The organism is Gilliamella sp. Pra-s52 (assembly GCF_009795805.1).
GTDB lineage: Bacteria > Pseudomonadota > Gammaproteobacteria > Enterobacterales > Orbaceae > Gilliamella.
Map to the genome: position 1 here is coordinate 96,155 of NZ_WTEY01000002.1, position 26,657 is coordinate 122,811.

Consider the following 26,657-nt stretch of genomic DNA (forward strand, 5'->3'; position numbering starts at 1 on the left):
ATATTTATTGTTATTTAACAATATTTGGACATGGTTTACCTTCAGATATTTGCTTAATATTATTTAACGTGGTATCAGAAATATTCAATAACGCTTCTTGTGTTAAAAAGGCTTGATGACCAGTAAAAATAACGTTATGACAAGAAGACAAACGGCGAAAAACATCATCTAAAATAACATCATTAGATTTATCTTCAAAAAAGAGATCACGTTCATTTTCATAAACATCCATCCCCAAAGCACCTATTTTTGATTGTTTTAATGCATCAATTGCGGCTGTTGCGTCAAGTAATGCTCCACGACTGGTATTGATAATCATCACACCATCTTTCATCTTTTGAAAAGATTCTTTATTCAATAAATGATAATTTTCAGGCGTCATTGGGCAATGTAGCGTAATCACATCTGATTTTGCATATAACTCATCTAACTCAACATATTGTGCCCCTAACTCAACTGCAATATCATTTGGATAAGGATCATAAGCAAGAATATGCATACCAAAACCTTTCAAGATGCGGATAACAGCTTGACCAATTTTGCCAGTACCAATAACCCCAGCAGTACGATTGTGCATATTAAAGCCAGTCAAGCCATCTAACGAAAAGTTTGCATCACGAGTTCGTTGATAAGCCTTATGAGTTCTTCTGTTTAGTGTCATCATTAATGCCACTGCATGTTCCGCAACAGCTTCGGGAGAATAAGCAGGAACACGGACAACAGTAATGCCTAGTTTTTCAGCCTCGCCTAAATCAACATTATCAAACCCAGCACAGCGAAGTGCTAAAATTTTAATACCAAAACTGGCTAATTTTTGAAGTACTTTTTTATCTATTTCATCGTTCACAAATGCACAGACCGCATCATAACCTTGGGCAGTAACCACTGTTTTATGACTTAATTTATGCTCATAATATTCAATATCAAAACCAAATTTTTTATTTGTGATGTCTAAATGTTCTTTGTCATAATGCTTACTACTAAAGACAGCAACTTTGATTGAACTTTTCATATTACTGAACCCCTTTTGATGATAATTAGTTAATTTTTAACTGAATATTGGCATTAAATTTTATACTGAAACATATTTATTCAATACCACTCTTGGTTTTTTGAAAAATGACTTTAGGTAACGGTTTATCTTGGCTTGTAGAATTATTTTTTGGTGTTGTGTGATATGATAACACTTTGCAAAAAAACTAACCATTAAAGTTAAATAATGAATAATTCGCAAAATTCACTTTTAAAAACCATTTTTACTACCAAGATGATGATCTGCATTTTTACGGGTTTTGCTTCTGGTCTTCCTTTTTATTTATTATTACAACTATTACCTGCATGGCTAGAAAGTGATGGTATTAATATCAAAGCGATTAGTGCTTTCTCATTAACACAGATCCCCTATATTTTAAAATTCATGTGGTCACCATTGATGGATAACATTTCACTCTTTAATTTAGGGCGACGACGTGGTTGGATGCTTGGTTCACAAATAATACTTTTATTTTCGATCGCAATATTGGGATTTTTTTCACCTTCATTAAATATTTGGTTAATAGCTACTATTTGCTTTATTATTGCGCTGTTTTCAGCCACACAAGATATTGCACTGGATGCTTTTAGACGAGAGTTATTACTTGATAAAGAATTAGGACTTGGTAATAGTATTCATACTAATGCCTATCGTATTGCAGGTTTAGTACCAGGGTCATTATCGCTGATATTATCCAATACCTTACCATGGAATAGTGTTTTTATTATCACAGCACTTTTTATGCTACCTGCCATCATCATGACACTATTAGTGAAAGAGCCGATTAACCAATCACCCCAAAATCATACTTTTGAAGATATCATCATTAAGCCATTTAGTGAGTTTATTACTCGAAATGGACTTAAAACAGCCATATTAATTTTAACATTCATATTTTTATATAAACTAGGCGATAGCATGGCAACCGCTTTAGCTACAAATTTTTATTTACAAATGGGTTACAGTCGCCCCGATATTGGTTGGATTGCAAAAAATGCCTCGTTATGGCCAAGTGTGTTTGGTGCATTAATGGGCGGTATTTTGATGATCAAAATAGGCATAAACAGAGCACTATGGTCTTTTGGCGTTGTTCAAGTTATATCAATTTTAGGATTTGTTTGGCTTTCGATAGAAGGACCATTTACTACAATAGGAACATTTCAAAAAACATTATTAGCCATAGTAATTGGAGTTGAATCACTTGGCGTAGGTCTTGGTTCTGCTGCCTTTGTCGCATTTATTGCAAAAACAACTAACCCACTTTATACAGCAACCCAATTTGCTTTATTTACTAGTATTGCTTCAATACCTAGAACGTTAATTAATGCATCTACAGGTATTATGGTTGAATATTTAGGATGGACAAACTTTTTTTGTTTATGTTTTATTCTTGCCATTCCTGGTATGTTATTATTATTAAAAGTTGCCCCGTGGAATAGCCAATCTTAGGAGAAAATATGGACAAGCTAACCCAAGCATTCGACTTTAGACATGCATGTAAAAAATTTGACGACACAAAAAAGATCAACAATGATGATATTGAATATATATTAGAGGCAGGGCGACAATCTCCTTCATCATTTGGTATGGAACCTTGGCATTTTGTAGTGGTTGATAGCCACAAAATAAAAGTTGAATTACGCAATGTTTGCTACAACCAAGAGCAAGTCACAAGCTGTTCGCATTTTGTAATTGTGCTTTACCGCAAAGCGAATAATTTTACGTTACAGAGCGATTATTTACGACAAACAATTGCACGCACCTTACCCGATCCCAATAATCAAACCGATATTGATATTGCTTGCCAAGGCTTTATCAATTATTGCGAACAAGGCTTAGCCGACGGCTTAACCATCAACCACTGGTCAGAAATGCAAAACTATATCGCTAGTGCCAATATGATGACGGCAGCAGCATTTCGTGGTATTGACTCGTGTGCTATTGGTGGATTTGATCATGATAAAGTCATAAAAATTCTAGAAAAACACATTCCCCAATTTGGCGGTGACTCATTTGGTGTTGGACTTTGTTTGGCTTTTGGTTACCGAATCAACGAACCTACTGCACATATCCGTTGGTCGCTTTCAGACTTAACTACGCATCTATCAGATAACAGTTAAATCAATTTAACCACTTACTACCTTCGTCCTTTATTACCAAACAACGAATGAAGGCAGTAAGTATAAATATTACTTTATTGAATATTACTTAATGGATTGATAAAGTGCTTCAGCATCCATTGAGGCCGAATCCATAATAAATGAAATACCCGATAAAATATTACCAATTTGAGGGTCACTAACATTTTGTTGTACTGAATTTAAAATCTCTTGTGCCCAATTAATTTTTCTAAGCACGGCTTCTGCATTATCCTTTGAAGGATTATCCATATCGTCTTCCCCTTACTTTTGTCAGGATATAAAATAAACCAATAATCAAAAAAGATTATCAGATAATGGAAAAATAAAGTTAAAAATAAAAGTGCATATTTTAAACACAGAAAATAAAAAAACAAAAATAAACATAATTTAAAAAAATAACAAAGATATATAAAGCAATTGAAAATAAAAAGATAACCTTGCTCAATACAACCAATACAACAAAGTAAATCGTTCTTATTGTTACAGCCTATCACTACAATAATGAATTATTTTGCACCTTGAAGATTGATAATGTTAGACTTATCAGTCATAAATTAAGTTAATTTTGTTTAAAATAATCAAAATTAAAAATAAGTAAGGATTTAAACATGAAAACCAAACACGCACGCCTATTAATACTTGGTTCTGGTCCAGCTGGCTATACTGCTGCTGTTTATGCAGCTCGAGCTAACCTTTCACCCGTATTAATTACAGGAATGCAACAAGGTGGGCAACTCACTACCACCACCGACCTTGAAAACTGGCCAGCAGGTGCACCTGATCTAACAGGACCTGAATTAATGCTCAAAATGCAAGAACATGCCGAAAGATTTAATACTGAAATTATTTTAGATCAAATTGATCGTGTCGATTTTAGCACTAAGCCTTATAAGCTTTTTGGTAGTGAGACTGAATATAGCTGTGATGCACTCATTATTGCAACAGGTGCTTCGGCACAATATCTTGGTCTACCATCTGAAGAGGCGTTTAAAAGTAAAGGCGTATCTGCGTGTGCAACCTGCGACGGATTTTTTTACCGCAACCAAAAAGTTGCTGTCGTAGGCGGTGGTAATACAGCTGTTGAAGAAACACTTTACTTAGCCAATATTGCGAGTGAAGTACACTTAATTCACCGTCGAGACAGCTTTAGAGCTGAAAAAATATTAATGGATCGCTTGGCTGAAAAAGTCAAAGAAGGCAAAGTGATTTTACATACTCATCGCATCGTTGACGAAGTATTAGGTGATGATATGGGTGTAACAGGTGTTAGGATCCGTAGCACACAAGCCCCTAACATAACCGAAGACATCTCAGTTTTAGGTGTATTTATCGCCATTGGTCACAAACCCAATACCACTATATTTGAAGGTCAACTTGAACTAAATGGTGGTTATATCAAAGTACAATCAGGTACTCAAGGCAATGCCACACAAACTAGTGTCGAAGGTATTTTTGCTGCAGGTGATGTTATGGATCATGTTTATCGACAAGCCATTACATCAGCAGGAACTGGTTGCATGGCTGCTTTAGATGCGGAAAATTATTTAGACAACTTAAAATAAAAAGTAACAATCTACATGTCATTAGATAAAAAACGCCAAACATATCTACTAGGCTGGCTAAAACAGCAGGCAAAAAAACATAAAAGTGATTTGCGTGCGTCAACATTAACGGGGTTTATGTTAACAATCTTGGTTATAACCCAAGCTGGATTGCTTGCTATTATCTTACAAAAACTCATTATTGAGCAGCACCATTTTGTGGACATTCTACCCTTTTTGGGTGCACTAATGGCTGTGCTGCTAATACGGGCGTGTTTTGTTTATCTACGCGAAAAAATTAACTTTGCTATAGGTAAAAAAGTTCGCCAACAAATTCGGCACCAATTAATTAATCAACTTGAACTGCATGGCCCTGCCTATTTAAATCAAAGCACCACTGGTGCATGGAGCACCTTGCTGATTGAACAAGTCGACAAATTACATGATTTTTTTGCTCGTTACTTACCACAAATGCGATTGGCAAGCATGACGCCCATTTTAATCAGTATTGCAATATTGCCATTTAATTGGGCTGCTGCAGCCATTTTGCTTTGTACTGCGCCACTCATTCCTATTTTTATGATATTAGTAGGCATGGGTGCTGCTGATATTAACCGCCGTCATTTTAAAGCACTTGCTTATTTAAGTGGTCACTTCTTAGATCGCCTTAAAGGTTTAAGCACTATTCGCCTATTCAACCAAGGTGATAAACAAACCAACGAAATTGCCAAAGCGTCAGAAGATTTTCGCATTAAAACCATGCAAGTATTAAAAATGGCGTTTTTATCATCAGCGGTATTAGAATTCTTTACTTCAATTTCGATCGCTGTGGTTGCCGTTTATTTTGGTTTTTCATATTTAGGCGAATTTAATTTTGGTGCTTATAACGGAACAGTTACCTTATTTGCGGGATTTTTTGCGCTGATCTTAGCACCCGAGTACTTTCAACCGTTACGAGATCTAGGAACTTATTATCACGCCAAAGCCGAAGCCATTGCCGCTGCCGACAATATCGAAGCATTCTTAACCCAAAAATCACCACAACAACACGCTAACGTAGCATTATCCAATATCCCATTTGCTCAATCCTTACAAACCATTCAGGCCGATAACTTAGTTGTAATATCAAACGAAGGTCACCCCCTTGTTGGACCGTTATCATTTTCGTTACGTGCGCCTTTTAAATTAGCACTCATTGGAAAAAGTGGTGAAGGTAAAACCTCGTTAATGCATGTTTTACTAGGATTTTTACCTTATCAAGGATCACTCAAAATTAACGGTATTGAATTTAACCAACTCGATATCAAAACTTGGCAACAACAAATTAGCTGGATTGGTCAAAGTCCGTATTTAATTAACAGCTCAGTGCGTGACAACATTTTACTTGGTAAACCAAATGCATCAGAACAGGAAATTGAAGCAGTGATTCACAAATCGCAGTTAACCGAAGTCATCGCCAAATTACCGGCTGGTTTAGAGACACAAGTTGGAGAAGATGCCATTAGATTATCAGTCGGACAAGCACAGCGTATAGCATTAGCTCGAGCTATGTTAAAACCCTGCCAACTATTGATCCTTGATGAACCAACAGCTAGTTTAGATAAACAAACCATACAAAACTTAGATCAGCAAAATATCGCCACAAATAGCATCACCATCACCCATCAAAATGATGATATGCAATATTTTGATCAAATATGGCAATTATCAGAAGGAAAACTGCATTATCATAACAAGGAGAGTACATGCTAACTACTCTGCGCCCCTATATTGCACTTTACAAACACTATTTTGGGCAAATTTTATTGGGATTATCGCTGTCTATTCTAACCCTATTTGCTAGCGTATTTTTGCTATCATTATCGGGATGGTTTTTAGCCTCCACGGCTGTTGTTGGTGTAGCGGGCTTATATACCTTTAACTATATGCTACCTGCAGCAGGCGTACGTGCAGCAGCAATAACGCGAACCGCTGCCCGTTATATGCAGCGCTTAGTTGATCACAACACAACGTTTAAACTGCTTTCTTATTTAAGAGCCTTGGCGTTTAAAAAAATACTACCACTCAGTGCCAATCAACTTGCCCAATATCAAAAGGCGGACTTACTTAATCGCTTTATTGTCGATATTGATGCTCTTGATCACCTGTATCTAAAACTGTTTTCGCCTATTGTTACCGCACTTGTTACTATTGGTATTTTATTTATTGGGTTAGCAAATATAAACTTACCGATTGCTTTAACCATCAGTATTATTCTTACTACTACCTTACTGGTGGTGCCTGTTATCTTTTATCAAGCAGGTAAGCAATTAGGAATAACACTGGCAAAGCAACAAAGTGAATATCGGCTGCTATTAGTTAACTACCTACAAGGACAAGCCGAACTTACTTTATTTAATGCACAATCACGCTATCGTGCAAAACTTAATGAACTTGAATCGAGTTGGCTTTACAACCAACAACGCCAATCAACACTAATGGCACTATCAAGTGCACTTGTCTTATTAATTGCAGGATTTTTAACCTTATTAGTACTATGGCTAATCACACAATACACCCTATCGCCTTTAGTGGCGTTATTTGTCTTTGTCAGTCTTGCCAGTGCTGAAATACTCATGCCCATTCCTGGCGCTTTTATCTTTTTAGGGCAAGTACTCACATCGGCTACTCGCACTACCGCTATTTTCAATCAAAAACCTGATGTACAATTTACAACGCAAGGACAACCAATTGATCTAAAATCGGCTAAATTACAGTTAAACAACATCAACTTTAGCTATCCAAATCAACCTTTTGCGGTATTAACTGATTTTTCCTTAACAGTCAAAGCTGGCGAACATATTGGCTTAATTGGCAAAACGGGGTGTGGCAAATCCACTTTATTAAGTTTGATCACGCGCAGTTGGGAACCCAATTCGGGGGAAATTTTTATTAACGACAAACCAATAAACCAACTCGATGAACCCACACTTCGCCAAGCCATTGCCGTTGTTCCGCAAGTAATTACTATTTTTAGTGATAGCCTACGGCACAATTTATTAATCGGAAACCAACGAGCAACTGATGAACAACTCATAGCGGTATTACATCAAGTCGAACTCGATAAACTGCTCACCACTGAACAAGGGTTAAACTTACTCCTTGGACAAGGTGGTCGCTCCCTATCAGGTGGCGAAATCCGCCGTATTGGTCTTGCAAGAGCATTGCTACATAATTCGCCATTAATTTTAATGGATGAACCAACAGAAAGCCTTGATCAACAAACAGAACAGCAAATGATTCAATTAATTAAAAAGACCTGTAACGGTAAAACGTTGCTAATGGTGACACATCGATTGACAGATAATCCGTTGTTTGATCGGGTGATTTCGATGGGATAGTTTTTTTGTATAATAGATAAATAGGATCGAAAGTGTAGTTATGGGCGTTTCCATCTTTGTGAAAAAATGCCCACCATTACACCTTTAAACCAAAAAAATTAACAAACAGCCCAAAAGTTGTTACCACTTTATTTGTTATATAAAAACTTAAATAAAATCAATATCTTTCCTGACCGATTTTTTGTAAGTAAAGTTTGACTGATTTATTGGAGCTTTTTAGCCAAGCATAATAACCCGACATACTGACACTAAGTAACGAGCATATCCTGATAATGGGATAGAAGGTTAAATAATTTTTTATATAAGCGTATTTCAGCGACTTGGGTTGTTGATGTAGTACACATGTGCCTTTTTAGTGTGTCATTGGCCATTTTCAGTTCTTTAATTTTTTCTAAGGTTATAATCCGCTGTTGCTCAACCGTTGACTCTCGACGGCTGGTTTTATTGGGGCAAGTTGCCTAATCCACTTATCTAGAGTTGAGTTGATTTACCTCACCTAGGTGGTTAAGTTCACTTATGGAAAGTGTGCCAGAAATAACACATAATCGACTGATTGTTGTTTGAATTCGATGTCAAACTTTTTCACCATAATATTTGTCTCCTATGAGTTTTGTTTATATCATAGAGGCAACTTTTGTCCATTTTTTGGCTAGGATCAAATTTATTTTTAAAAAACAATGAGATTTTACAATGAAAACATTAATAATTTATTCTCATCCCTATGAAAAGAGCTATAATCATGCTATTTTGGAAAGAACTGTATCTCTTTTAAAAGAAAGCGGAAAAGACTTTGATATTATTGATTTATATAAAGACGGTTTTAATCCAATATACACTCCCGAAGAATTAAGGTTATACAGTACAGGACAAACAACAGATCCTTTAGTAGAAAAATATCAGAAAATGATAACGGATGCATCTGATATCGTTTTTATATTTCCTATTTGGTGGTATGATTTACCAGCGATCTTAAAAGGTTTTATTGATAAAGTATTTAAAAAGAACTTTTCTTACATTGATACTCCAACGGGAATAAAGGGTAAGATTAATCATATCAACTCAACTACAGTTTTAACCACTTCTGATGCCCCTACTTGGTTTATCCGTTTCTTTGCAGGAAACAGCATTAAATCTGTTTTTATTAATTCAACTTTGAAACAATTAGGAATTAAGAATGTGACTTGGAAAAATATGGGACAAATTAAAAATACTTCTCAAGAGAAGAGACAGCTATTTTTGAAAAAAATCAAATTTTAATTTGTCTTCTTAAATCCGTGATTGATCCTCACCAAAAAGTGTACAGAAGTCACCGCTATGATATAAATACAAATCATAAGAGAAAAATATCACGGTTAAAAAATTTAGCGTCGAATTCAAATAACAATCAGTTGATTATGCGTTTCATTGATCTGAAAAATAATATACTAAAAGACACTCAAATTGTTGTTATTCAAAAAGATTTTCGTGATTTATATTATTTTGATTACACAAAATTTGATAATAGAGAATGTCCAATATATATTATGTTTCCATCTACTAAATGTAAATTTTATACTACTAATTTTTATATAAAAGAATGAAAGAATATTTGTGAGTTATAACTTCTAACATTCCACTAAACTGGCAAGGGATACTCCAGCACCAGACTTTCCTTGTGCAAGGTTAAAGCAAAAAATAAAGTCCTATCATGTTGCCACCAATTAAGCCGTTGATGATGCTAACCACCATATCAATGCCTTGGCGACGGTCACTGCCCATCGCCGACATCCTTTCGTTCATGGGCTTGTTGTAGGCGTCTTCGTAGATTTTTTGTTACTACTTGTCGGTTAAGACGGGCCTTTGTTTGTTGCTTTTAATTCGGTGTTATTGCCAACCTTGCTATCAAAATCATCTTTGTCATTACAAAAAACTTAAATAAAATCAATACCTTTCCTGACTAATTTTTTGTGAGTAAAAATAGTGAGTTAATGTGTTTTTTATGTTTAGTGACATAGTTAACTATCACTTTTTAATAACAAATACTCTAATATGGACTAGAATTGTCAGGTTAAATTTGAACTACTACAACTAGAGGCGGAAAGTGCTACAAGCGACTAGTGCCATCCGTTTTCAGTCCAGTTTGTTTTTGTATTGCTGTAAACTTCTTTTCTGACACTTCCACAATACATTCAGCCACTTTTGTATCCTCTTTTACATGGACGATAGATACTCTTAAGTAATTACCAAAATCGGTTTTTAATAAACTCTCATAATAAATACCGACGCACTGATTATAAGGCCACTTGTTATCATTTTCACATCGTTCAGCAATACTTTCTCTTAGTTCTGATGCATCAAAATCAGGTTCTTCTACCACATTTGCTTGACCTGTTTTTGAACAAGCACAAATTAAACAGTCTTGCTGATCATTCGTTTGATTTTCACCAAATACTTCTAATGGAATCACTAAAGATGGAGCGGAGGATGGTTGATAAAGTTTTTTATAATTGACGGTAAAAGATTTTTGATTACATTTGATGATTAACCTATCATTACCAAATAAGCTAACATTTTCTATTGCTTGACATTGATTTGAGGCAAGTAAATAGTAAGCCAATTTAATTACTTTATCATGGGGGAATTGGGATGTATGTTGTTTTTGAAATTTAATAATACTATCACTAATATGGGATTTTAGTTCACTATTGTTCCTATCTAGAATAGGTATAACATATAGTTGGTCATAATATTTACCATATCTGGTTCCATCAACAGGATCTGTATAGATAATGCTATAATCATCATCATTGAGTAAATTAACATAAGGATATTCTGGAACAAAATATTCTTCATAGTTATCTAACCCTCCGCCAAACCAAGGATTAATAAATGAGGAATTACCTTTTTGGGTAGCCAGCGCATAACTTAGTACGCTGTTATCTGGATTTTGGCAGGTTAAAATAATGTACATTTGGTCGTTGGTAACAAAAGAGTGTTTAAATTTATGACAAATTGGTTTGTCATAGTTGGGTTTGTAATAATAAAATTTTTTATCGGTTGTTGCATAGCCTTCAGCGAAATTCTCTCTTAGATTTTGAATCCGTTTTTCATCTGGTGTCCCAGTATCTTGATAGAAAGGTTTTAAAGTATCGCCAAGTAGTTCCTCTTTAAGATTTTTTTTTGCCACAAAATAATTTTGCGTTTTATTTTCTATGATTGAGTTATTTATCGGGATAAAAAAGATAATCGCAAATAACATTGTAATTGTTATATAGTCACCTTTTTTTTTGTTGAATTTGATTAGTAAGTAAGATACACCGACAAGAGAATTAAAAATAAATAAAACGATAATTAGAAACGTTGTTATTTTTTGATCACTAAGTATAAGATTACTATCTTGACCAAGTCTAGAAAAAATAATAAGGCATTCAATTGTGAGTAAAATTGTAACAAAAATTCGCATGTCCTAATTTTTTCAGCTATTGCATATTTCCACATATTATAATGAAGATAATGATATTCACAAAATATAATGGAATAACCGTAAAAATTGTGGTTAAACAAGGCACATTTTCTAAACTAGAAGAAATAGATATTGCAGCAAATTCTGTGGCAACAAGACTGTTTCATAATATGTTGATTAAAAATGAAAAATTCATGAAAACAATACACGTTTTCAAGTTGAAGGATAGCAAATGACAGCCCAACTTGAACAAAGCAAAGGAATAGAGATTTTTAATGAAAATCTTGTTCATTTTGAAAAAGTAAATGCAACTATCCTCTAAAATAGTACAGCAAAAAGTAGTACATTCGCTTTGGTAAGAATAACACAGTACCAAATCGTCTTTATATTAAAATTATAGTTTAAGCAGAGATTTTCTGAATCTAGTTTACAATCACAACTTCTGCGGTACTATTTGCCCATTTTTTACATTGGTATTGCTTATTATCTTGTAAAAAAGATTCAGGATTTTATACCGTTTCATATCTAACCAAGTCATTAAAAAACACTAGCTTGAAGAACTTGTTTTTTGTGGTTAGCTTTAAACTAAGCAAAACTAGTTGATGAATGTTGATATTAAACGCTTTGGCGATAATTTGTGATACAGCTGTATTCCTGCACCGATAAATTGCTTACCTTGATAAATTCGCACTAAGGTTTCAACTTGCGCAGAGCTTTCAAGTTCGATGCTTCGTCCTAATAATATGTCTTTACCTTGCGCATTACTAAGGATGATTTTTGGGCGTTCTTGCAATGGGCTGTCTATCGGCATTAGTAAATCATCTTTAAGTTCGATATTTTGTAGCTGCTCTAAGGTGACCATGTTTTCAATCGGGTAATTGGATACTTGTAAACGCCTTAAATAAATAACATGTGCCCCACAACCAAGTAATTCACCTAAATCATCAATGATCGTTCGAATGTAAGTTCCTTTAGAGCAGTGTATTTCTAACGTTAATTCTCGATTATTGGCGTTAAAATCAATAAATCGATTTTCGTAAACGGTAATAGGTCTTGCTTCACGTTCAATGACAATGCCTTGGCGAGCATATTCGTAAAGTGGTTTTCCTTGATATTTTAGTGCTGAAAACATGGTTGGCACTTGTAAAATATCGCCACGAAAATGCGTTAATGCTTGGTTAATTTGTAATTCAGTCACTTTGACTGGTTTAGTACAAATAATTTGACCATCAGCATCAGATGTATCGGTTCGTTCACCAAGTTTGGCAATCACACGGTAGCGTTTATCTGAATCCAATAAATACTGCGAGAACTTGGTTGCCTCGCCAAAACAAATAGGTAACATGCCTGTCGCTAATGGATCAAGCGCACCTGTGTGCCCCGCTTTTTTAGCGTTAAATAACCATTTTACTTTTTGCAATGCATCATTAGATGTCATGCCTTGTGGTTTGTCTAGTAATAAAACGCCGTGAAGATCACGGCGAGTTTTTTTTATATTCATCATTTATTTTATACACAAATATATAGTTACCTGAAATTTTTGACAAAATCAGGGCTATTTTTAATATTAATCTTTATGACGTTCATTATCCTGTTTGATAACATCTGCTACCAAACTCGACATTTGCATCCCCTTAACTAGCGATTCGTCGTAAAGGAATTTGATTTCGGGAATGATTCGTAAACGCATCGCTTTGCCAATTAAAGTGCGAATATAACCTTTAGCGTCATTAAGTACCGCTAAACCTTGTTCAATCACTTGAGGATCGTCGTCATTTAAAAAAGTGACAAACACTTTAGCATAGGCAAGATCGCGAGAGATATCAACACCTGAAACCGTTACCATACCAAGACGAGGATCTTTAATTTCTCGTTGTAAGATAATTGCAATTTCTTTTTGTAGTTCATGTCCTACTCGAGATGAACGATTAAATGCTTTTGCCATATCTATTTTCCTTAAAAAATGAATAAGCAAGGCCTAAAACCTTGCTTATAACATGTTGCGTAATAATTAGATAGTACGCTTGATTTCGATGGTTTCAAAGACTTCGATCGTATCGCCGACACGAACGTCGTTGTAGTTACGCACACCAATACCACATTCTGTTCCGTTACGCACTTCATTAACGTCATCTTTAAAGCGACGTAATGATTCAAGTTCGCCTTCATAAATAACAACGTTATCACGCAGTACACGAATTGGGTTATGACGTTTAACCACACCTTCAGTGACCATACAGCCAGCAATAGCACCAAATTTAGGTGATTTAAACACATCACGCACTTCAGCAAGACCAATAATTTCTTGTTTATATTCTGGTGCAAGCATACCACTCATTGCTTGTTTAACTTCGTCAATTAAGTCATAAATAACAGAATAGTAACGTAGATCTAAGTTTTCTGATTCGATCACTTTACGCGCAGAGGCATCGGCACGTACGTTGAAACCTAAAATAATCGCATTCGATGCCGCAGCAAGTGATGCGTCTGTTTCAGTGATACCACCTACGCCAGATCCAATAATTTTAACTTTAACTTCGTCAGTAGATAGTTTAAGTAATGAGTCGGAAATCGCCTCAGTAGAACCTTGAACGTCTGCTTTTAAGACAATATTAAGTTCAGAAACATCCCCTTCAGTCATGTTACTAAACATATTTTCAAGTTTCGCTTTTTGTTGACGAGCAAGTTTTACATCACGGAATTTACCTTGTCGGTAAAGGGCAACTTCACGGGCTTTCTTTTCATCACGCACAACAGTGGCTTCGTCACCGGCAGATGGTACGCCAGATAAGCCAAGAATTTCAACCGGTATTGATGGACCTGCTTCAGTCACTTCTTTACCAAGTTCGTTACGCATTGCACGGATACGTCCGTATTCAAATCCACAAAGAACGATGTCACCTTTACGCAAAGTACCTGATTGAACAAGAACAGTTGCTACCGAACCACGACCTTTATCAAGGAATGATTCAATTACCACGCCACTTGCCATACCTGTTTCGTATGCAGTTAATTCAAGAACTTCTGCTTGTAGTAAAATCGCCTCAAGTAGTTGATCAATACCTGTTCCCGCTTTTGCTGAAACATGAACAAACTGAGTATCTCCACCCCAATCTTCTGACATTACACCATATTGTGCAAGCTCACCTTTTACCCGTTCAGGATCGGCTTCTGGTTTATCAATTTTGTTAACAGCAACAACGATTGGTACATTTGCGGCTTTAGCATGCTGAATAGCTTCAATTGTTTGTGGCATCACGCCATCATCGGCAGCAACAACAAGTACCACAATATCAGTAGCTTTAGCACCACGAGCACGCATTGAGGTAAATGCCGCATGCCCTGGAGTATCTAAGAAGGTAATTTCACCGCTTGCAGTTTTAACATGATAAGCACCAATGTGCTGAGTAATACCGCCAGCTTCGCCTGATGCGACTTTGGCTTTACGGATGTAATCAAGTAATGAGGTTTTACCATGGTCTACGTGTCCCATAATAGTAACAACTGGTGCACGAGAAACCTTTTCAGCCCCTGTATCACGGTCGCTCATGAGTGATTCTTCAAGTTCATTCTCACGACGTAATACCACTTTATGTCCCATTTCTTCAGCAACTAATTGCGCAGTTTCTTGATCAATAACTTGATTAATGGTTGCCATTGCCCCCATTTTCATCATGGTTTTGATCACTTCAGAGCCTTTTACTGCCATTTTGTTTGCAAGTTCAGCAACTGTGATCGTTTCACCAATCACAACATCACGATTAACCGCTTGCACTGGTTTGTTAAAGCCTTGTTGTAAGGTACTTTTACCTTTCTTTTTATGACCACTGCGAGTTGCTGCTCGTGCTTCTTCGCGTTCTGCTTTACCTTCTGATAATTTGCTACCTTTTTTCTGTTTATTCTGTTTACCACTGCGACCTCGACCACGTGCGCTTTCAACTTCACGGTCGGTGTCATCTTCAGCTGCTCGGGCATATTTCGATGTTGTTACATGATAATCTTCTTCTTCGGTAGTTTCGCTTTCATCAACATCATTATACTGCTCCGCTAATTTACGTGCTTCTTCAGCCATACGTTTAGCGTCTTCTTCTAATTTTCGACGATTTTCTTCTTCGGCTTTACGTTTAATTTCGTTTGCTTCCGCTTCTAATCGTGCTTTTTCTTCTTGTGCTTTTTTTACTTTTGGATCAGTAGATTGTTCTTGCGCTGCTTTTGCCTTTTCTTCTTGTGCACGCTTTTTAGCTTGTGCTTCTTCGCGTTTTTTTGCCTCTTGTGCGGCTAGTCTTTCTTTTTCCTCCGCTTCTTTTTGGGCTTTTTGCTCAGCTTCAAGGCGAGCCTTTTCTTGCTCTGCGGCAATTTCGGCGGGATCGCGTTTAACGAAAGTTCGTTTTTTACGAACTTCTACTTTAATTTCTTTGCTTTTGCCACCCCCACTCGACACATTCAAGGTTGAGTGCGTTTTACGTTGCAATGTTAACTTTGTTGGGCCTTGCTGAGGTTTTAAGTGAGCAAGCAAAGCTTCTTTTTCCTTTTGTGTCACAGTATCAGATGCAGATTTGTTCATCCCCGCATCGGCAAACTGTTGCAAAAGAGTTTGCACTGGAGTGTTGATCTCTTTAGCCAGTGTTTCGATTGATACTTTGGTCATGTATTACTTTTCCTCAATTATTCATCTGCAAACCAACAAATATTACGTGCAGCCATAATAAAATCGCCAGCTTGTTCTTTTGTTATACCTTCAATATCAGCTAAATCATCAGTACCTTGTTCTGCTAAATCTTCCAAAGTAATGATGTCATGTTGTACTAATTGATAAGCTAACTCTTGTGTCATACCAGGTAGATTTAGTAAATCTTGAGCTGGTTGTTTTTCACCACTATTTGCTAGTGCAAGTGTTGTTAATGCATCTTTTGCTCGACTTCTTAATGCTTCAATCAGATCTTCATCAAGTTCTTCGATTTCAAGCAATTCATCAACCGGTACATAGGCAAGTTCTTCAAGCGAAGTAAAACCTTCTTCAACCAATAATTGAGCAAGGTCTTCCTCAATATCCAAATGTTTTACAAAATTACTGATTGCCGCAAAAGATTCAGCATGATGTTTTTCCTGTAAATCTTCGGTACTCATTACGTTTAATGTCCAACCAGTAAGTTGCGATGCTAAGCGAATATTTTGACCGTTTCGACCAATGGCCTGTGGTAGAGTGTCGACATTAACCGCAACATCCATGGTGTGCTTATCTTCATCAACAACGATCGAAACCACGTCGGCTGGAGCCATAGCATTAATAACGTATTGTGCTGGGTTGTCGTCCCATAAAACAATATCAATACGTTCACCACCGAACTCATTAGATACGGCTTGCACACGTGCACCACGCATTCCTACACAAGCTCCAACAGGATCAATACGGCGGTCGTTACTGCTTACGGCAATTTTAGCACGGGAACCTGGATCTCGAGCCACGCCTTTGATGTCAATCGTTTCTTCACCAATTTCAGGCACTTCAATGCGGAATAATTCTTCCATCATTTCTGGGTTTGAACGGCTAATACAAAGTTGGGCAGGTTTATTATTTTGCTCTACAAGATATAAAATACCACGAACACGATCACCAATACGGAAATTTTCACGCGGTAACATGTCATGACGTGACATCATAGCATCAGCATTGTTGCCTAAATCAAGAATCACACTATCACGATTGGTCTTTTTAACAATACCTGTCACAATATCGCCAATACGATGTCTAAACATGTCAATTACCATGGCACGTTCTGCTTCACGTACTTTTTGTACAATCACTTGTTTAGCCGTTTGCGTGGTGATACGATCGAAAGCAACGGATTCAATTTGTTCTTCAACATAATCACCTAGTTGTACTGATGGGTCTTCGTATTGTGCTGCATCTAACGTCATTTCTTTCGTTGGTTGCGTAACGTCATTAACAACTAGCCAACGGCGGAATGTGTCATAGTCACCAGTTTTATGATCAATTTTTACGACAACATCAATATCAACAGCATGTTTCTTTTTAGTGGCCGTTGCTAATGCAGTCTCTAGTGCTTCGAAAATTTTGTCGCGCGTAAGCGCTTTTTCGTTTGATACTGCTTCAACAACAGCTAAAATTTCTTTATTCATCCTTTTACATCCGTACTCTATTTAAGGTTAAAATTAGGTACAATGTTTGCTTTTTGTATATTGCTAAAAGCAAACACTTCATCATTATCATCAACAGTTAATGTGATCATTTCACTGTCGATAGACTTAATTCGTCCTTTCCATTTGCGACGGTTAGCAACAGGAATACGCAGACTCACTGTAACTTCTTCGCCGATAAAACGCTGATAATGTTCAAGCGTAAACAAAGGCCTGTCCATTCCTGGCGATGAAACTTCAAGATTGTAAGCATCTTTGATAGGGTCTTCGACATCAAGAACTGCACTGATTTGTCGGCTAACATCAGCACAATCATCAACCGTTATACCATTTTCACTATCGATATAGACTCGTAATACAGGATAACGACCACGAATATATTCAACCCCGACTAATTCAAAACCAAGTGCATTAACTGGCTCTTGGATAATGCCGGTTAATTGTTGTTCTATATTAGCCAAACAAACCTCCACTGCAGAAAATAAAAAAGGGCATAAAGCCCAACATTTTTTTAAACTTACGTTTAAATGATAACACGAAAAAAAACCTCGACATGCGAGGCTTACATTTAAATACTAACTATAATGAAGCCACTTGTTTCGAACTTTCATAAATAAAAAAGGGTAGATTGGTTTATGAATGAAAATTTAAGTGGTTGCGGGGGCTGGATTTGAACCAACGACCTTCGGGTTATGAGCCCGACGAGCTACCAAGCTGCTCCACCCCGCGATAGATGAGTGAGAATTATACGGTATTTTGAATAAAATGCAACTGGAAATCACGGTAGTTTTATTAATATGATTTAAAATCACAAAAAATATTACACATTAATTTTTTCGTGTTTAACATTGTATGGGTGCCTGCTTCCTTAAAATGAAATAATAGCTGAGTTTATATAAGCACAATAATTTGATTTTCAATGCAACTATTGTGCCTATAACTCATTGCCATAAATTACTTACATAAATTACTTATTAGTTGTCTTTTTCATTGTTTTAACAAAATGGGCTAACTGGTTAAGCATCTGTTCTGAATTATTAAGATTTTGCTCAATAATTTTAACCGTTGCTGAGCCACTGATTGCGCCTACCGCACCTGATTTAATGGCTTGGGCCACTTGTTCAGGATCTGAAATACCAAATCCTTGAATCGCTGGTGGTGCACCAAATTCAGTTAATTTCTTTAATAAATGTGCAAGTGGTTTATTGGCACGATTTTCAGTACCTGTGACGCCTGCTCTTGATACCAAATAGGTATAGCCTTTACCTTGACTTGCGATATTTTTAATGACTTCATCGTTAGCATTAGGAGGACAAATAAAAATAGGAGCAATATTGTATTTTTCGGCAGAATTTGTAAATTCTGATGAATGTTCAACAGGGACATCAGCAATTAAGACTGAATCAACCCCTGCCTTGGCACATTTGGCATAAAAATTATCAATACCTTTTTTAAAAACTAAATTAGCATAAATCAATAACCCAATTGGAATATCAGCATATTGCGATCTAATCTTGGTTAAGATATCAAAACACTTTTCAACCGTTATTCCACCATTAAATGCACGAATATTGGCATTTTGGATAGTTGGACCATCGGCCATGGGATCTGAAAATGGAATTCCAAGCTCTAACGCATCAGCACCCGATTCGATTAATGTTTGAATAATTTTAAGCGACAATTCTGGTGTTGGATCACCAATAGGAACAAAAGGAACAAAGGCACCTCGTTTTTCAGCTGTTAACTTAGTAAACAGTTTTTGATAACGGTTCATTCCACTTCTCCTTTTGCTTTTAAAATATCATAAACGGTAAAGATATCTTTATCACCACGACCTGATAAATTAACAATTAATAGCTGATCTTTAGTTGGGTTTTCTTTGATCATTTTCATGGCATAGGCTAATGCATGCGATGATTCTAATGCAGGAATAATGCCTTCACTACGTGATAAGGCTTTAAATGCTTCTAACGCTTCTTCATCAGTAATAGAAACATAATCAGCTCGCCCTATGCTATCTAAGTAAGCATGCTGTGGTCCAACCGATGGGAAGTCAAGCCCTGCTGATATTGAATAGGATTCTTCGATTTGTCCTTCGTCGGTTTGCATCATTGGCGATTTCATACCAAAATAAATCCCCAATTTGCCGTGTTTAAGCGATGCGCCATGTTCACCTGATTCAATACCATGCCCTCCAGGCTCAACACCAATTAATCTAACCGATTTATCGTCAATAAAATTAGCAAACATACCAATAGCATTTGAACCACCACCAACACAAGCAATAACAGCATCAGGCAAGCGTCCTTCTTTTTCAAGAATCTGCTGTTTAGCTTCACGGCTTATCATCTGTTGAAATTCACGCACAATTGTGGGGAATGGGTGTGGTCCAGCTGCTGTACCAAGCATATAGTGGGCTTTTTCATAACTACCAGACCAATCTCGCAATGCTTCATTACAGGCATCTTTCAAAGTTGCTGATCCCGTTTCAACAGGGATCACTGTTGCCCCCATTAATCGCATTCTAAACACATTTGGGGCTTGACGTTTAACATCTTTTGCCCCCATATAAATTCGGCATTTTAAACCAAGTAATGCGCAAGCTAAGGCTGATGCAACACCATGTTGACCTGCGCCTGTTTCAGCTATAATTTCGGTTTTTCCCATTCTTTTGGCAAGTAAGGCTTGCCCTAATACTTGATTTGTTTTGTGTGCACCACCATGAACTAAATCCTCTCGTTTTAAATAAAGCTTAGTTTTAGTTCCTGCAGTTAAATTTTTACATAATGTCAGTGCGGTTGGTCTACCAGCATAATTAACTAATAGGTCATTAAACTCTTTTTGGAAGCTTGGGTCATTTATTGCAGAAATGAAGGCATCCTCAAGTTGCTCAAGTACTGGCATTAATATTTGAGGAACATATTGCCCACCAAATTCGCCAAAGTAAGGATTTAATTTAGACATAACCATTCCTTTTTAAATTAAAAAATTAAATTTTTTCAAATACTGCTTGGATCTTCTGTTTATCTTTAACCCCGGGTGAAACTTCAACCCCTGAATTAAGGTCAACACCAATCACATTCGTCGCTAAAGCTGATTTGATATTTTCTGGATTAATGCCTCCAGCTAAAATGACATTATTTAGATCTTGATTATCAAGTAGCGACCAATCAAAGCTTTTCCCTGTACCGCCAGTACCGTGATCAAAGATATAACGAGACACTAATGGATTGGCATGTTCAGGTACAGCACCATCAATACTTAATGCTTGCCAAATTTGACAAGTTTTGGGTAATTCTTGGCGCAATGTTTTGATATAGTTTTCATCTTCATCCCCATGCAATTGCACTGCATATAAAGATAACTGTTTTGCTATTTGGCATACGGTTTCAATATCTTCATTGCGAAAAACCCCAACCCAGTTAAGTGGTGCTGCGGCAATAACTGTTCTTGCTTTAATGGGTTGGATATAACGCGCTGAATTTGTAACAAAAATCAAACCACCATAAACCGCACCGGCTTGATAAGCACTAACCGCATCTTCCGCACGGGTTAAGCCACAGACTTTATTTTCCCCTAACATTACTTTGCGAATTGCTAACGTTAAGTTGGCTTCTGACATTAACGCACTGCCAATTAAAAAGCCATGTGCATAATGGCTAAGATCTTTAATTTGATTGTGAGTATAAATTCCTGACTCACTAATAATAATACGATCATTAGGAATCAATTTAGATAAGTTTTTTACGCGATTTAAATCAACGCTAAGATCACGTAAATTACGATTATTAATCCCAATCACTCTAGCCCCAAGATCGATTGCTCGTTCAACTTCGTCTTCGGTGCTGGCTTCAGTCAATATGCCCATATTAAGTTGATGAGCAATATGACTTAAATGACGATACTCATCGTCCGTCAATACTGATAGCATTAAAAGTATTGCGTCAGCTTGATAATAACGTGCCAAGTAGATCTGATATTCGTCAATAATAAAATCTTTACAAAGTATAGGTTGTGTAACTTCATTTCGAACTATGGGTAAAAATTCAAAACTACCTTGAAAATATTTTTCGTCTGTCAGCACCGAAATAGCCGAAGCATAATTTTTATAAACCTTAGCTATACTTGCTGGATTAAAGTCATCTCGAATTAATCCTTTTGATGGTGACGATTTTTTACATTCTAAAATAAAGACAGTTTTAGGTTGATTTAGCGCCTGATAAAAATTGCGATCACTAGGGGATATCGCTGATTTAAAGGTATTAACTGGCTTTACTGCTTGCTGCTCAGTTAACCAAATTTGTTTATCCTCAATGATTTTTTTCAATACTGTTGCCATTTCAACATTTTTTACTAATGCTGCAATTGCCATATTATTCTCCACTCATTATCTTGCTGCTAATTGTTGTAATAGCGTATAAGCTTTACCACTGTGCATCATTTCTATTGCACGCTGCGCATTTTGTTTTAAGTCTTCCTCACCGAACAAACTCATTAACATCGCAACATTAACCGCAATAGCTGCCTGATGAGCTGGTTTACCATGACCTTGTAAAATGGCAATCAACATATCACGATTCTGCTCTGGTGTCCCGCCTTCAATATCTTTTAAGGTAAATGTTGGTAAACCAAAATCATCAGGAGTAATTGAGAAGTAATGGATTTCGCCATTTTTAACTTCGGCAACTTGAGTTTCACCATGAATAGCAACTTCGTCCATTCCTGCACCATGCACCACATAAGCATGGGTATAGTTCAACATTTTTAACGTTTCAGCAATTGGTTTAATTAAATCAGGATGATACACGCCTAATAAAATACGTTTAGGACGAGATGGGTTTATTAATGGTCCTAGTACATTAAAAATGGTACGCGTTTTTAACTGTTGGCGAATTGGTGCTGCATGACGGAATCCTGAATGATATTGCTGCGCAAATAAAAAACATACTCCAAGTTCGTCTAATGCTTGACGAGATGCTTGAGCTGGCATATTCAATTTAATACCTAAAGCAGATAATACATCCGAAGATCCCGATTTACTTGATACCCCACGATTACCATGTTTTGCCACTTTATAGCCCAATGCAGCTGCTACAAAAGCACTCGCTGTTGAGATATTAATACTATTGGTACCATCGCCACCTGTCCCTACAATATCAGTAAAATCATAATCGGGAATATCAAAAGCATCAGCATTTTCAAGTAAGGCTTGAGCGGCACCTGCAATTTCATCAGGTTTTTCACCGCGAACTTTCATACTAATCACTGCGGTAGCCAAGACGGTGGGTTCAATCTTACCTTGAATAATTAAATTAAAGAGGATTTTACTCTCATCTTGAGTGAGCACTTGCCCCAAATATAATTTATTTAAAATGGATTGAACATTGTATTCTTGTTTATCGACAATGGCTTCTTGTTTTGGTTTTTCTTCTTTTTGAGGTGGCGTAAGTGCCCACTCTATCGTTTGCTCTAATAATTTTACGCCTTGAATAGTTAAAATCGATTCTGGATGGAATTGAAAACCACAAATGCGATCTTCATCATTACGCACCGCCATAACAACATTATTACAAAGTGCATTGATAGTAAGTGTTTTGGGAATATTCTCCCCTTTTAAAGAATGATAACGTGCAACAGGTAACGGATTTGGTAACCCTTTAAACATGGCTTGCTCGTCATGCTCAATCAGCGATGCCTTGCCATGTAAAATATCACCAGCAGGTACAATACTACCACCATAAGACTCCACAATAGCTTGATGACCAAGACAAATACCAATGATAGGCAATTTACCTTTTAAACGTTTTAACAGCTCTGGCATACATCCTGCATCACTTGGTGCTCCTGGACCTGGTGATAACATTAAAATAGGGTTTTGCATTTGCGATAATTTTTCAATAATCACATCAGCCGGAATAGTATTTCGATAAATCGTCACACAATGCTTACTATTACGTAATTGATCGACCAAGTTATAAGTAAAAGAATCAATATTATCAATAAATAAGATATTAGCCATTAGAATACACCTTCTACATTATGCGCTGCCATGATAGCTCGAATAACTGCTCGTGCTTTATTTCGTGATTCATCTGATTCAGATTGCGGTTCCGAATCTAAAACAACACCACTACCAGCTTGTACTGTCGCTATGCCATCTTCTACATAGGCACTACGAATCACAATACAGGTATCAAGATCGCCATTAGCAGTAAAATAGCCTACTGCACCACCATAACTACCACGTTTTACTTTTTCAGACTCAGCAATTAATTGCATGGCTCTAATTTTAGGTGCCCCAGTTAAAGTTCCCATATTCATGGTTGCTTGATAGGCATGAAGGGCATCTAAATCATCACGCAGTTGCCCAACAACTCTTGAAACTAAATGCATCACAAAAGAGTAACGATCGACTTTTAACAAATCTTTGGTGTAACGAGTACCGGGTTTACAAATACGCGCTAAATCGTTGCGCGCTAAATCGACTAACATTAAGTGTTCTGCCAGTTCTTTCTTATCGGTACGCATTTCGAGTTCTAATCGACTATCTAAATCATAATCAATATCGCCATTAGCAGTTAGACCTCGTGGACGTGTTCCTGCAATGGGATATATCTCAATCTGATTTGTTGCTTTAGTATATTTAAGTGCACTTTCAGGCGAGGCGCCAAATAACACAAAATCACTATCTTGCATATAAAACATGTAAGGGCTTGGATTATTGGTTTTTAATACCTGATAAGCCGATAACGGTTGTGGACAAGGTAAACTAAAACGCCGCGAAGGCACAGCTTGAAATATTTCTCCCTGCTCAATTGCATCTTGCATTTTTTTAATAACTGTATTGAAATCATCATCACTTTTATTACATGTCACATCGATATTAGCAAGGGACTGAGTATGAATGGTTTTCATTGGGCTATTTAATGTTGCTTGTAAATTAGCTAACCGTTGTGTTAAACGCTCAGTTTCTTTTGAATCAGAAGTAAAAACCGTCGTTTTTAAAATGGATTTATGATCTTTGTGATTAATTTCTAGTAATGTTTCAGCTAAATAAAAACAGAAATCTTGACAACGCTGCTCAGTAGGTAACTTAGGTAAGTTTTCAAATCCAGCGACAAGATCATAACCAAATAATCCCCCGACAAAAATCGCATCAGAGCTTGCTGTCAAAGGTAGATTTACTACAGTTAACAGCATTCTTAATGCATCAAAGACAGATAGCGATTTTAAACGTGAATCTTCGTCTTGCAAATTATCAATAGTCGGAAAAACTAACGTTAACTTTTGCTCATTTACTCGTTGCTCCACAACATTATTCGCAAAAGCCTGTTGTAATAACGGTAACAGCTTTTCACCATTAGAGGTTAACGCATGGAAAGTGACTTCATTGTTGATTGCCGTAATACGCAATGCACTATCAACAATCATTACACTTTTAATCCCTTGCTTATTATCAATTTCAGCTGATTCAAGCAACAATGTTGCCGGTTTACTATTACATAACTGATAAAACACTTGGGTTGGATCTTGATAATAACCGATGGTTTGGGTTATTTGTGTTAATGTCGGCTTATTCATTGTTGACTCTCTACTGTTTAAATTTTTATTTAGACTGATTCGTTTAACATCCAAAAACTAAAAAACCCGCATAAAACGGGTTTCGTAAAATAAGATAATCTCATTACATCACCCACAAAAAGTCATACGCCACCAACCAAAACGAATGAATTGACGAGTAATAAGATGTAAATATTGTGCTTTCATAATTTTTATCGATTAAAAATAAACTTTGTACTATTAAACTAGTTCAGTGATTCAATGTCAAGGATTTAAATTTAATTTTATGATGAAAAACCAATCAATTTAAATAACTCACTATTTTTTTAAAATAGGTAATAAAAAAAGACTTAAATAAAAAACTTCTTATTTAAAACTAGTCAAAAAATTCAATAGCCTATAAAATAGTTAACTCATTTTTATTATAAAAAATTATAAGGATTTTTGAACTATGCCAGTATTTTATATCGTCATTGGTGTTATTGTTTTACTTGCGTTAATTACGGTTTTAAAAGCAATTACGATCGTTCCACAAGGTTATCAATATACTATTGAACGTTTTGGTAAATATACCCATACCCTTGAACCTGGTTTAAATATGATTATTCCGTTTATGGATGGTGTTGGTCGTAAAATTAATATGATGGAACAGGTACTTGATATTCCATCACAAGAAGTTATTTCAAAAGATAATGCCAATGTGCAAATCGATGCGGTATGTTTTATTCAAGTGCAAGAAGCTGCAAGGGCTGCGTATCAAGTTAATCAGCTTGAACGTGCGGTGATTAATTTAATGATGACCAATATCCGTACCGTGCTTGGTGGCATGGAATTGGATGAAATGTTATCACAACGTGATCACATCAACTCTAAGTTATTAAGCATTGTTGATGATGCAACTAGCCCATGGGGAATTAAAATTACTCGTATTGAAATTCGAGACGTTCGCCCACCAACAGAATTAATTGCTGCGATGAATGCGCAAATGAAAGCAGAACGTAATAAACGTGCAGAAATTCTTGAAGCGGAAGGTGTTCGCCAAGCAGCGATTTTACGCTCAGAAGGTGAAAAGCAATCTGAAATCTTAAAAGCAGAAGGTGAAAGACAATCTGCCTTTTTACAAGCTGAGGCTCGTGAACGTGCTGCTGAAGCAGAAGCAAGAGCTACTCAAATGGTTTCTGATGCAATTGCAGCAGGTAATATTAATGCAATTAACTACTTTGTTGCCCAAAAATATACTGAAGCGTTACAACAAATTGGCTCAGCTGATAATAGTAAAGTGATTATGATGCCACTTGACGCGTCAAGTTTAATGGGTAGCATTGGCGGTATTGCTGAATTGATTAAAAATACGAAATAAAAAATCAATTTTTATACTTAAACATAGTGTTTTCCTAAAAT

20 protein-coding genes and 1 tRNA gene are annotated in these 26,657 nt (G+C 36.4%); 7 read left to right on the forward strand and 14 right to left on the reverse strand.

All coding sequences use genetic code 11. The features are described from left to right. Positions 1-10: 10 nt before the first annotated feature. On the reverse strand, positions 11-1,000 hold the full coding sequence (locus tag GQ594_RS02590; protein WP_160411472.1) for a 2-hydroxyacid dehydrogenase: 990 nt from the start codon (positions 998-1,000) through the stop codon (positions 11-13). Between the two features lie 219 nt (positions 1,001-1,219). Here GQ594_RS02590 and GQ594_RS02595 point away from each other — a divergent pair, with 219 nt between their 5' ends. Continuing rightward, on the forward strand, positions 1,220-2,482 hold the full coding sequence (locus tag GQ594_RS02595) for an AmpG family muropeptide MFS transporter (protein ID WP_160401523.1): 1,263 nt from the start codon (positions 1,220-1,222) through the stop codon (positions 2,480-2,482). An 8-nt stretch (positions 2,483-2,490) separates the two neighbouring features. Beyond that, the gene (locus GQ594_RS02600; RefSeq protein WP_160411336.1) at positions 2,491-3,153 is read left to right on the forward strand and encodes an NAD(P)H-dependent oxidoreductase; all 663 of its coding nucleotides are present in this window, start codon (positions 2,491-2,493) and stop codon (positions 3,151-3,153) included. Positions 3,154-3,237: 84 nt separating this feature from the next. Here GQ594_RS02600 and GQ594_RS02605 read toward each other — a convergent pair whose 3' ends face one another. Beyond that, complete coding sequence (locus GQ594_RS02605) at positions 3,238-3,423, reverse strand: hypothetical protein (RefSeq protein ID WP_160401520.1); 186 nt, start codon at positions 3,421-3,423, stop codon at positions 3,238-3,240. Positions 3,424-3,782: 359 nt separating this feature from the next. Between GQ594_RS02605 and trxB the strand changes: the two genes are divergently transcribed. From trxB to GQ594_RS02625, 4 genes are all read left to right on the forward strand, one after another. Beyond that, the gene (gene trxB / locus GQ594_RS02610) at positions 3,783-4,736 is read left to right on the forward strand and encodes a thioredoxin-disulfide reductase (protein ID WP_160411337.1); all 954 of its coding nucleotides are present in this window, start codon (positions 3,783-3,785) and stop codon (positions 4,734-4,736) included. A 15-nt stretch (positions 4,737-4,751) separates the two neighbouring features. Beyond that, positions 4,752-6,467 (forward strand): heme ABC transporter permease/ATP-binding protein CydD, encoded by a 1,716-nt coding sequence (gene cydD, locus GQ594_RS02615; protein ID WP_160411338.1) that lies wholly within the window; start codon positions 4,752-4,754, stop codon positions 6,465-6,467. Beyond that, a complete protein-coding gene (gene cydC / locus GQ594_RS02620; RefSeq protein WP_160411339.1) occupies positions 6,461-8,095 on the forward strand; it encodes a heme ABC transporter ATP-binding protein/permease CydC in 1,635 nt (544 codons plus the stop codon). The genes cydD and cydC overlap by 7 nt, the downstream gene beginning before the upstream one ends. Positions 8,096-8,785: 690 nt before the next feature. Continuing rightward, positions 8,786-9,352 (forward strand): NAD(P)H-dependent oxidoreductase, encoded by a 567-nt coding sequence (locus GQ594_RS02625; RefSeq protein ID WP_160411340.1) that lies wholly within the window; start codon positions 8,786-8,788, stop codon positions 9,350-9,352. Positions 9,353-10,178: 826 nt separating this feature from the next. Here the strand turns inward: GQ594_RS02625 and GQ594_RS02630 are convergent. From GQ594_RS02630 to GQ594_RS02685, 12 genes are all read right to left on the reverse strand, one after another. Continuing rightward, positions 10,179-11,261, reverse strand: a complete 1,083-nt coding sequence (locus tag GQ594_RS02630) for a hypothetical protein (RefSeq protein ID WP_160411341.1) — start codon at positions 11,259-11,261, stop codon at positions 10,179-10,181. Positions 11,262-12,132: 871 nt separating this feature from the next. Continuing rightward, complete coding sequence (gene truB / locus GQ594_RS02635; RefSeq protein ID WP_160411473.1) at positions 12,133-13,038, reverse strand: tRNA pseudouridine(55) synthase TruB; 906 nt, start codon at positions 13,036-13,038, stop codon at positions 12,133-12,135. 66 nt (positions 13,039-13,104) lie between these two features. Next, positions 13,105-13,482 carry a 30S ribosome-binding factor RbfA gene (gene rbfA / locus GQ594_RS02640; protein ID WP_160400455.1) on the reverse strand — a complete coding sequence of 126 codons (378 nt, stop codon included), beginning with the start codon at positions 13,480-13,482 and terminating at the stop codon, positions 13,105-13,107. Between the two features lie 66 nt (positions 13,483-13,548). Next, on the reverse strand, positions 13,549-16,185 hold the full coding sequence (gene infB, locus GQ594_RS02645) for a translation initiation factor IF-2 (RefSeq protein ID WP_160400454.1): 2,637 nt from the start codon (positions 16,183-16,185) through the stop codon (positions 13,549-13,551). Between the two features lie 17 nt (positions 16,186-16,202). Beyond that, positions 16,203-17,678: a transcription termination factor NusA gene (gene nusA / locus GQ594_RS02650; RefSeq protein WP_160400453.1), complete on the reverse strand. Its 1,476-nt coding sequence runs from the start codon at positions 17,676-17,678 to the stop codon at positions 16,203-16,205. Between the two features lie 17 nt (positions 17,679-17,695). Next, complete coding sequence (rimP, locus tag GQ594_RS02655) at positions 17,696-18,157, reverse strand: ribosome maturation factor RimP (protein WP_160400452.1); 462 nt, start codon at positions 18,155-18,157, stop codon at positions 17,696-17,698. Between the two features lie 191 nt (positions 18,158-18,348). Next, positions 18,349-18,425 (reverse strand) — tRNA-Met (locus GQ594_RS02660). 238 nt (positions 18,426-18,663) lie between these two features. Further along, a complete protein-coding gene (gene trpA, locus GQ594_RS02665; protein WP_160411342.1) occupies positions 18,664-19,470 on the reverse strand; it encodes a tryptophan synthase subunit alpha in 807 nt (268 codons plus the stop codon). Beyond that, positions 19,467-20,660 (reverse strand): tryptophan synthase subunit beta, encoded by a 1,194-nt coding sequence (trpB, locus tag GQ594_RS02670; protein ID WP_160411343.1) that lies wholly within the window; start codon positions 20,658-20,660, stop codon positions 19,467-19,469. The genes trpA and trpB overlap by 4 nt, the downstream gene beginning before the upstream one ends. Before the next feature lie 25 nt (positions 20,661-20,685). After that, on the reverse strand, positions 20,686-22,068 hold the full coding sequence (gene trpCF / locus GQ594_RS02675; protein WP_160400449.1) for a bifunctional indole-3-glycerol-phosphate synthase TrpC/phosphoribosylanthranilate isomerase TrpF: 1,383 nt from the start codon (positions 22,066-22,068) through the stop codon (positions 20,686-20,688). 15 nt (positions 22,069-22,083) lie between these two features. Then, complete coding sequence (trpD, locus tag GQ594_RS02680; RefSeq protein ID WP_160400448.1) at positions 22,084-23,715, reverse strand: bifunctional anthranilate synthase glutamate amidotransferase component TrpG/anthranilate phosphoribosyltransferase TrpD; 1,632 nt, start codon at positions 23,713-23,715, stop codon at positions 22,084-22,086. Continuing rightward, positions 23,715-25,277, reverse strand: coding sequence for an anthranilate synthase component 1 (locus GQ594_RS02685; RefSeq protein ID WP_160411344.1), 1,563 nt, complete (start codon positions 25,275-25,277; stop codon positions 23,715-23,717). Before GQ594_RS02685 ends, trpD begins: the two co-directional genes overlap by 1 nt. 430 nt (positions 25,278-25,707) lie before the next feature. Between GQ594_RS02685 and GQ594_RS02690 the strand changes: the two genes are divergently transcribed. After that, on the forward strand, positions 25,708-26,616 hold the full coding sequence (locus GQ594_RS02690; protein WP_160411345.1) for an SPFH domain-containing protein: 909 nt from the start codon (positions 25,708-25,710) through the stop codon (positions 26,614-26,616). Positions 26,617-26,657: the final 41 nt, after the last annotated feature.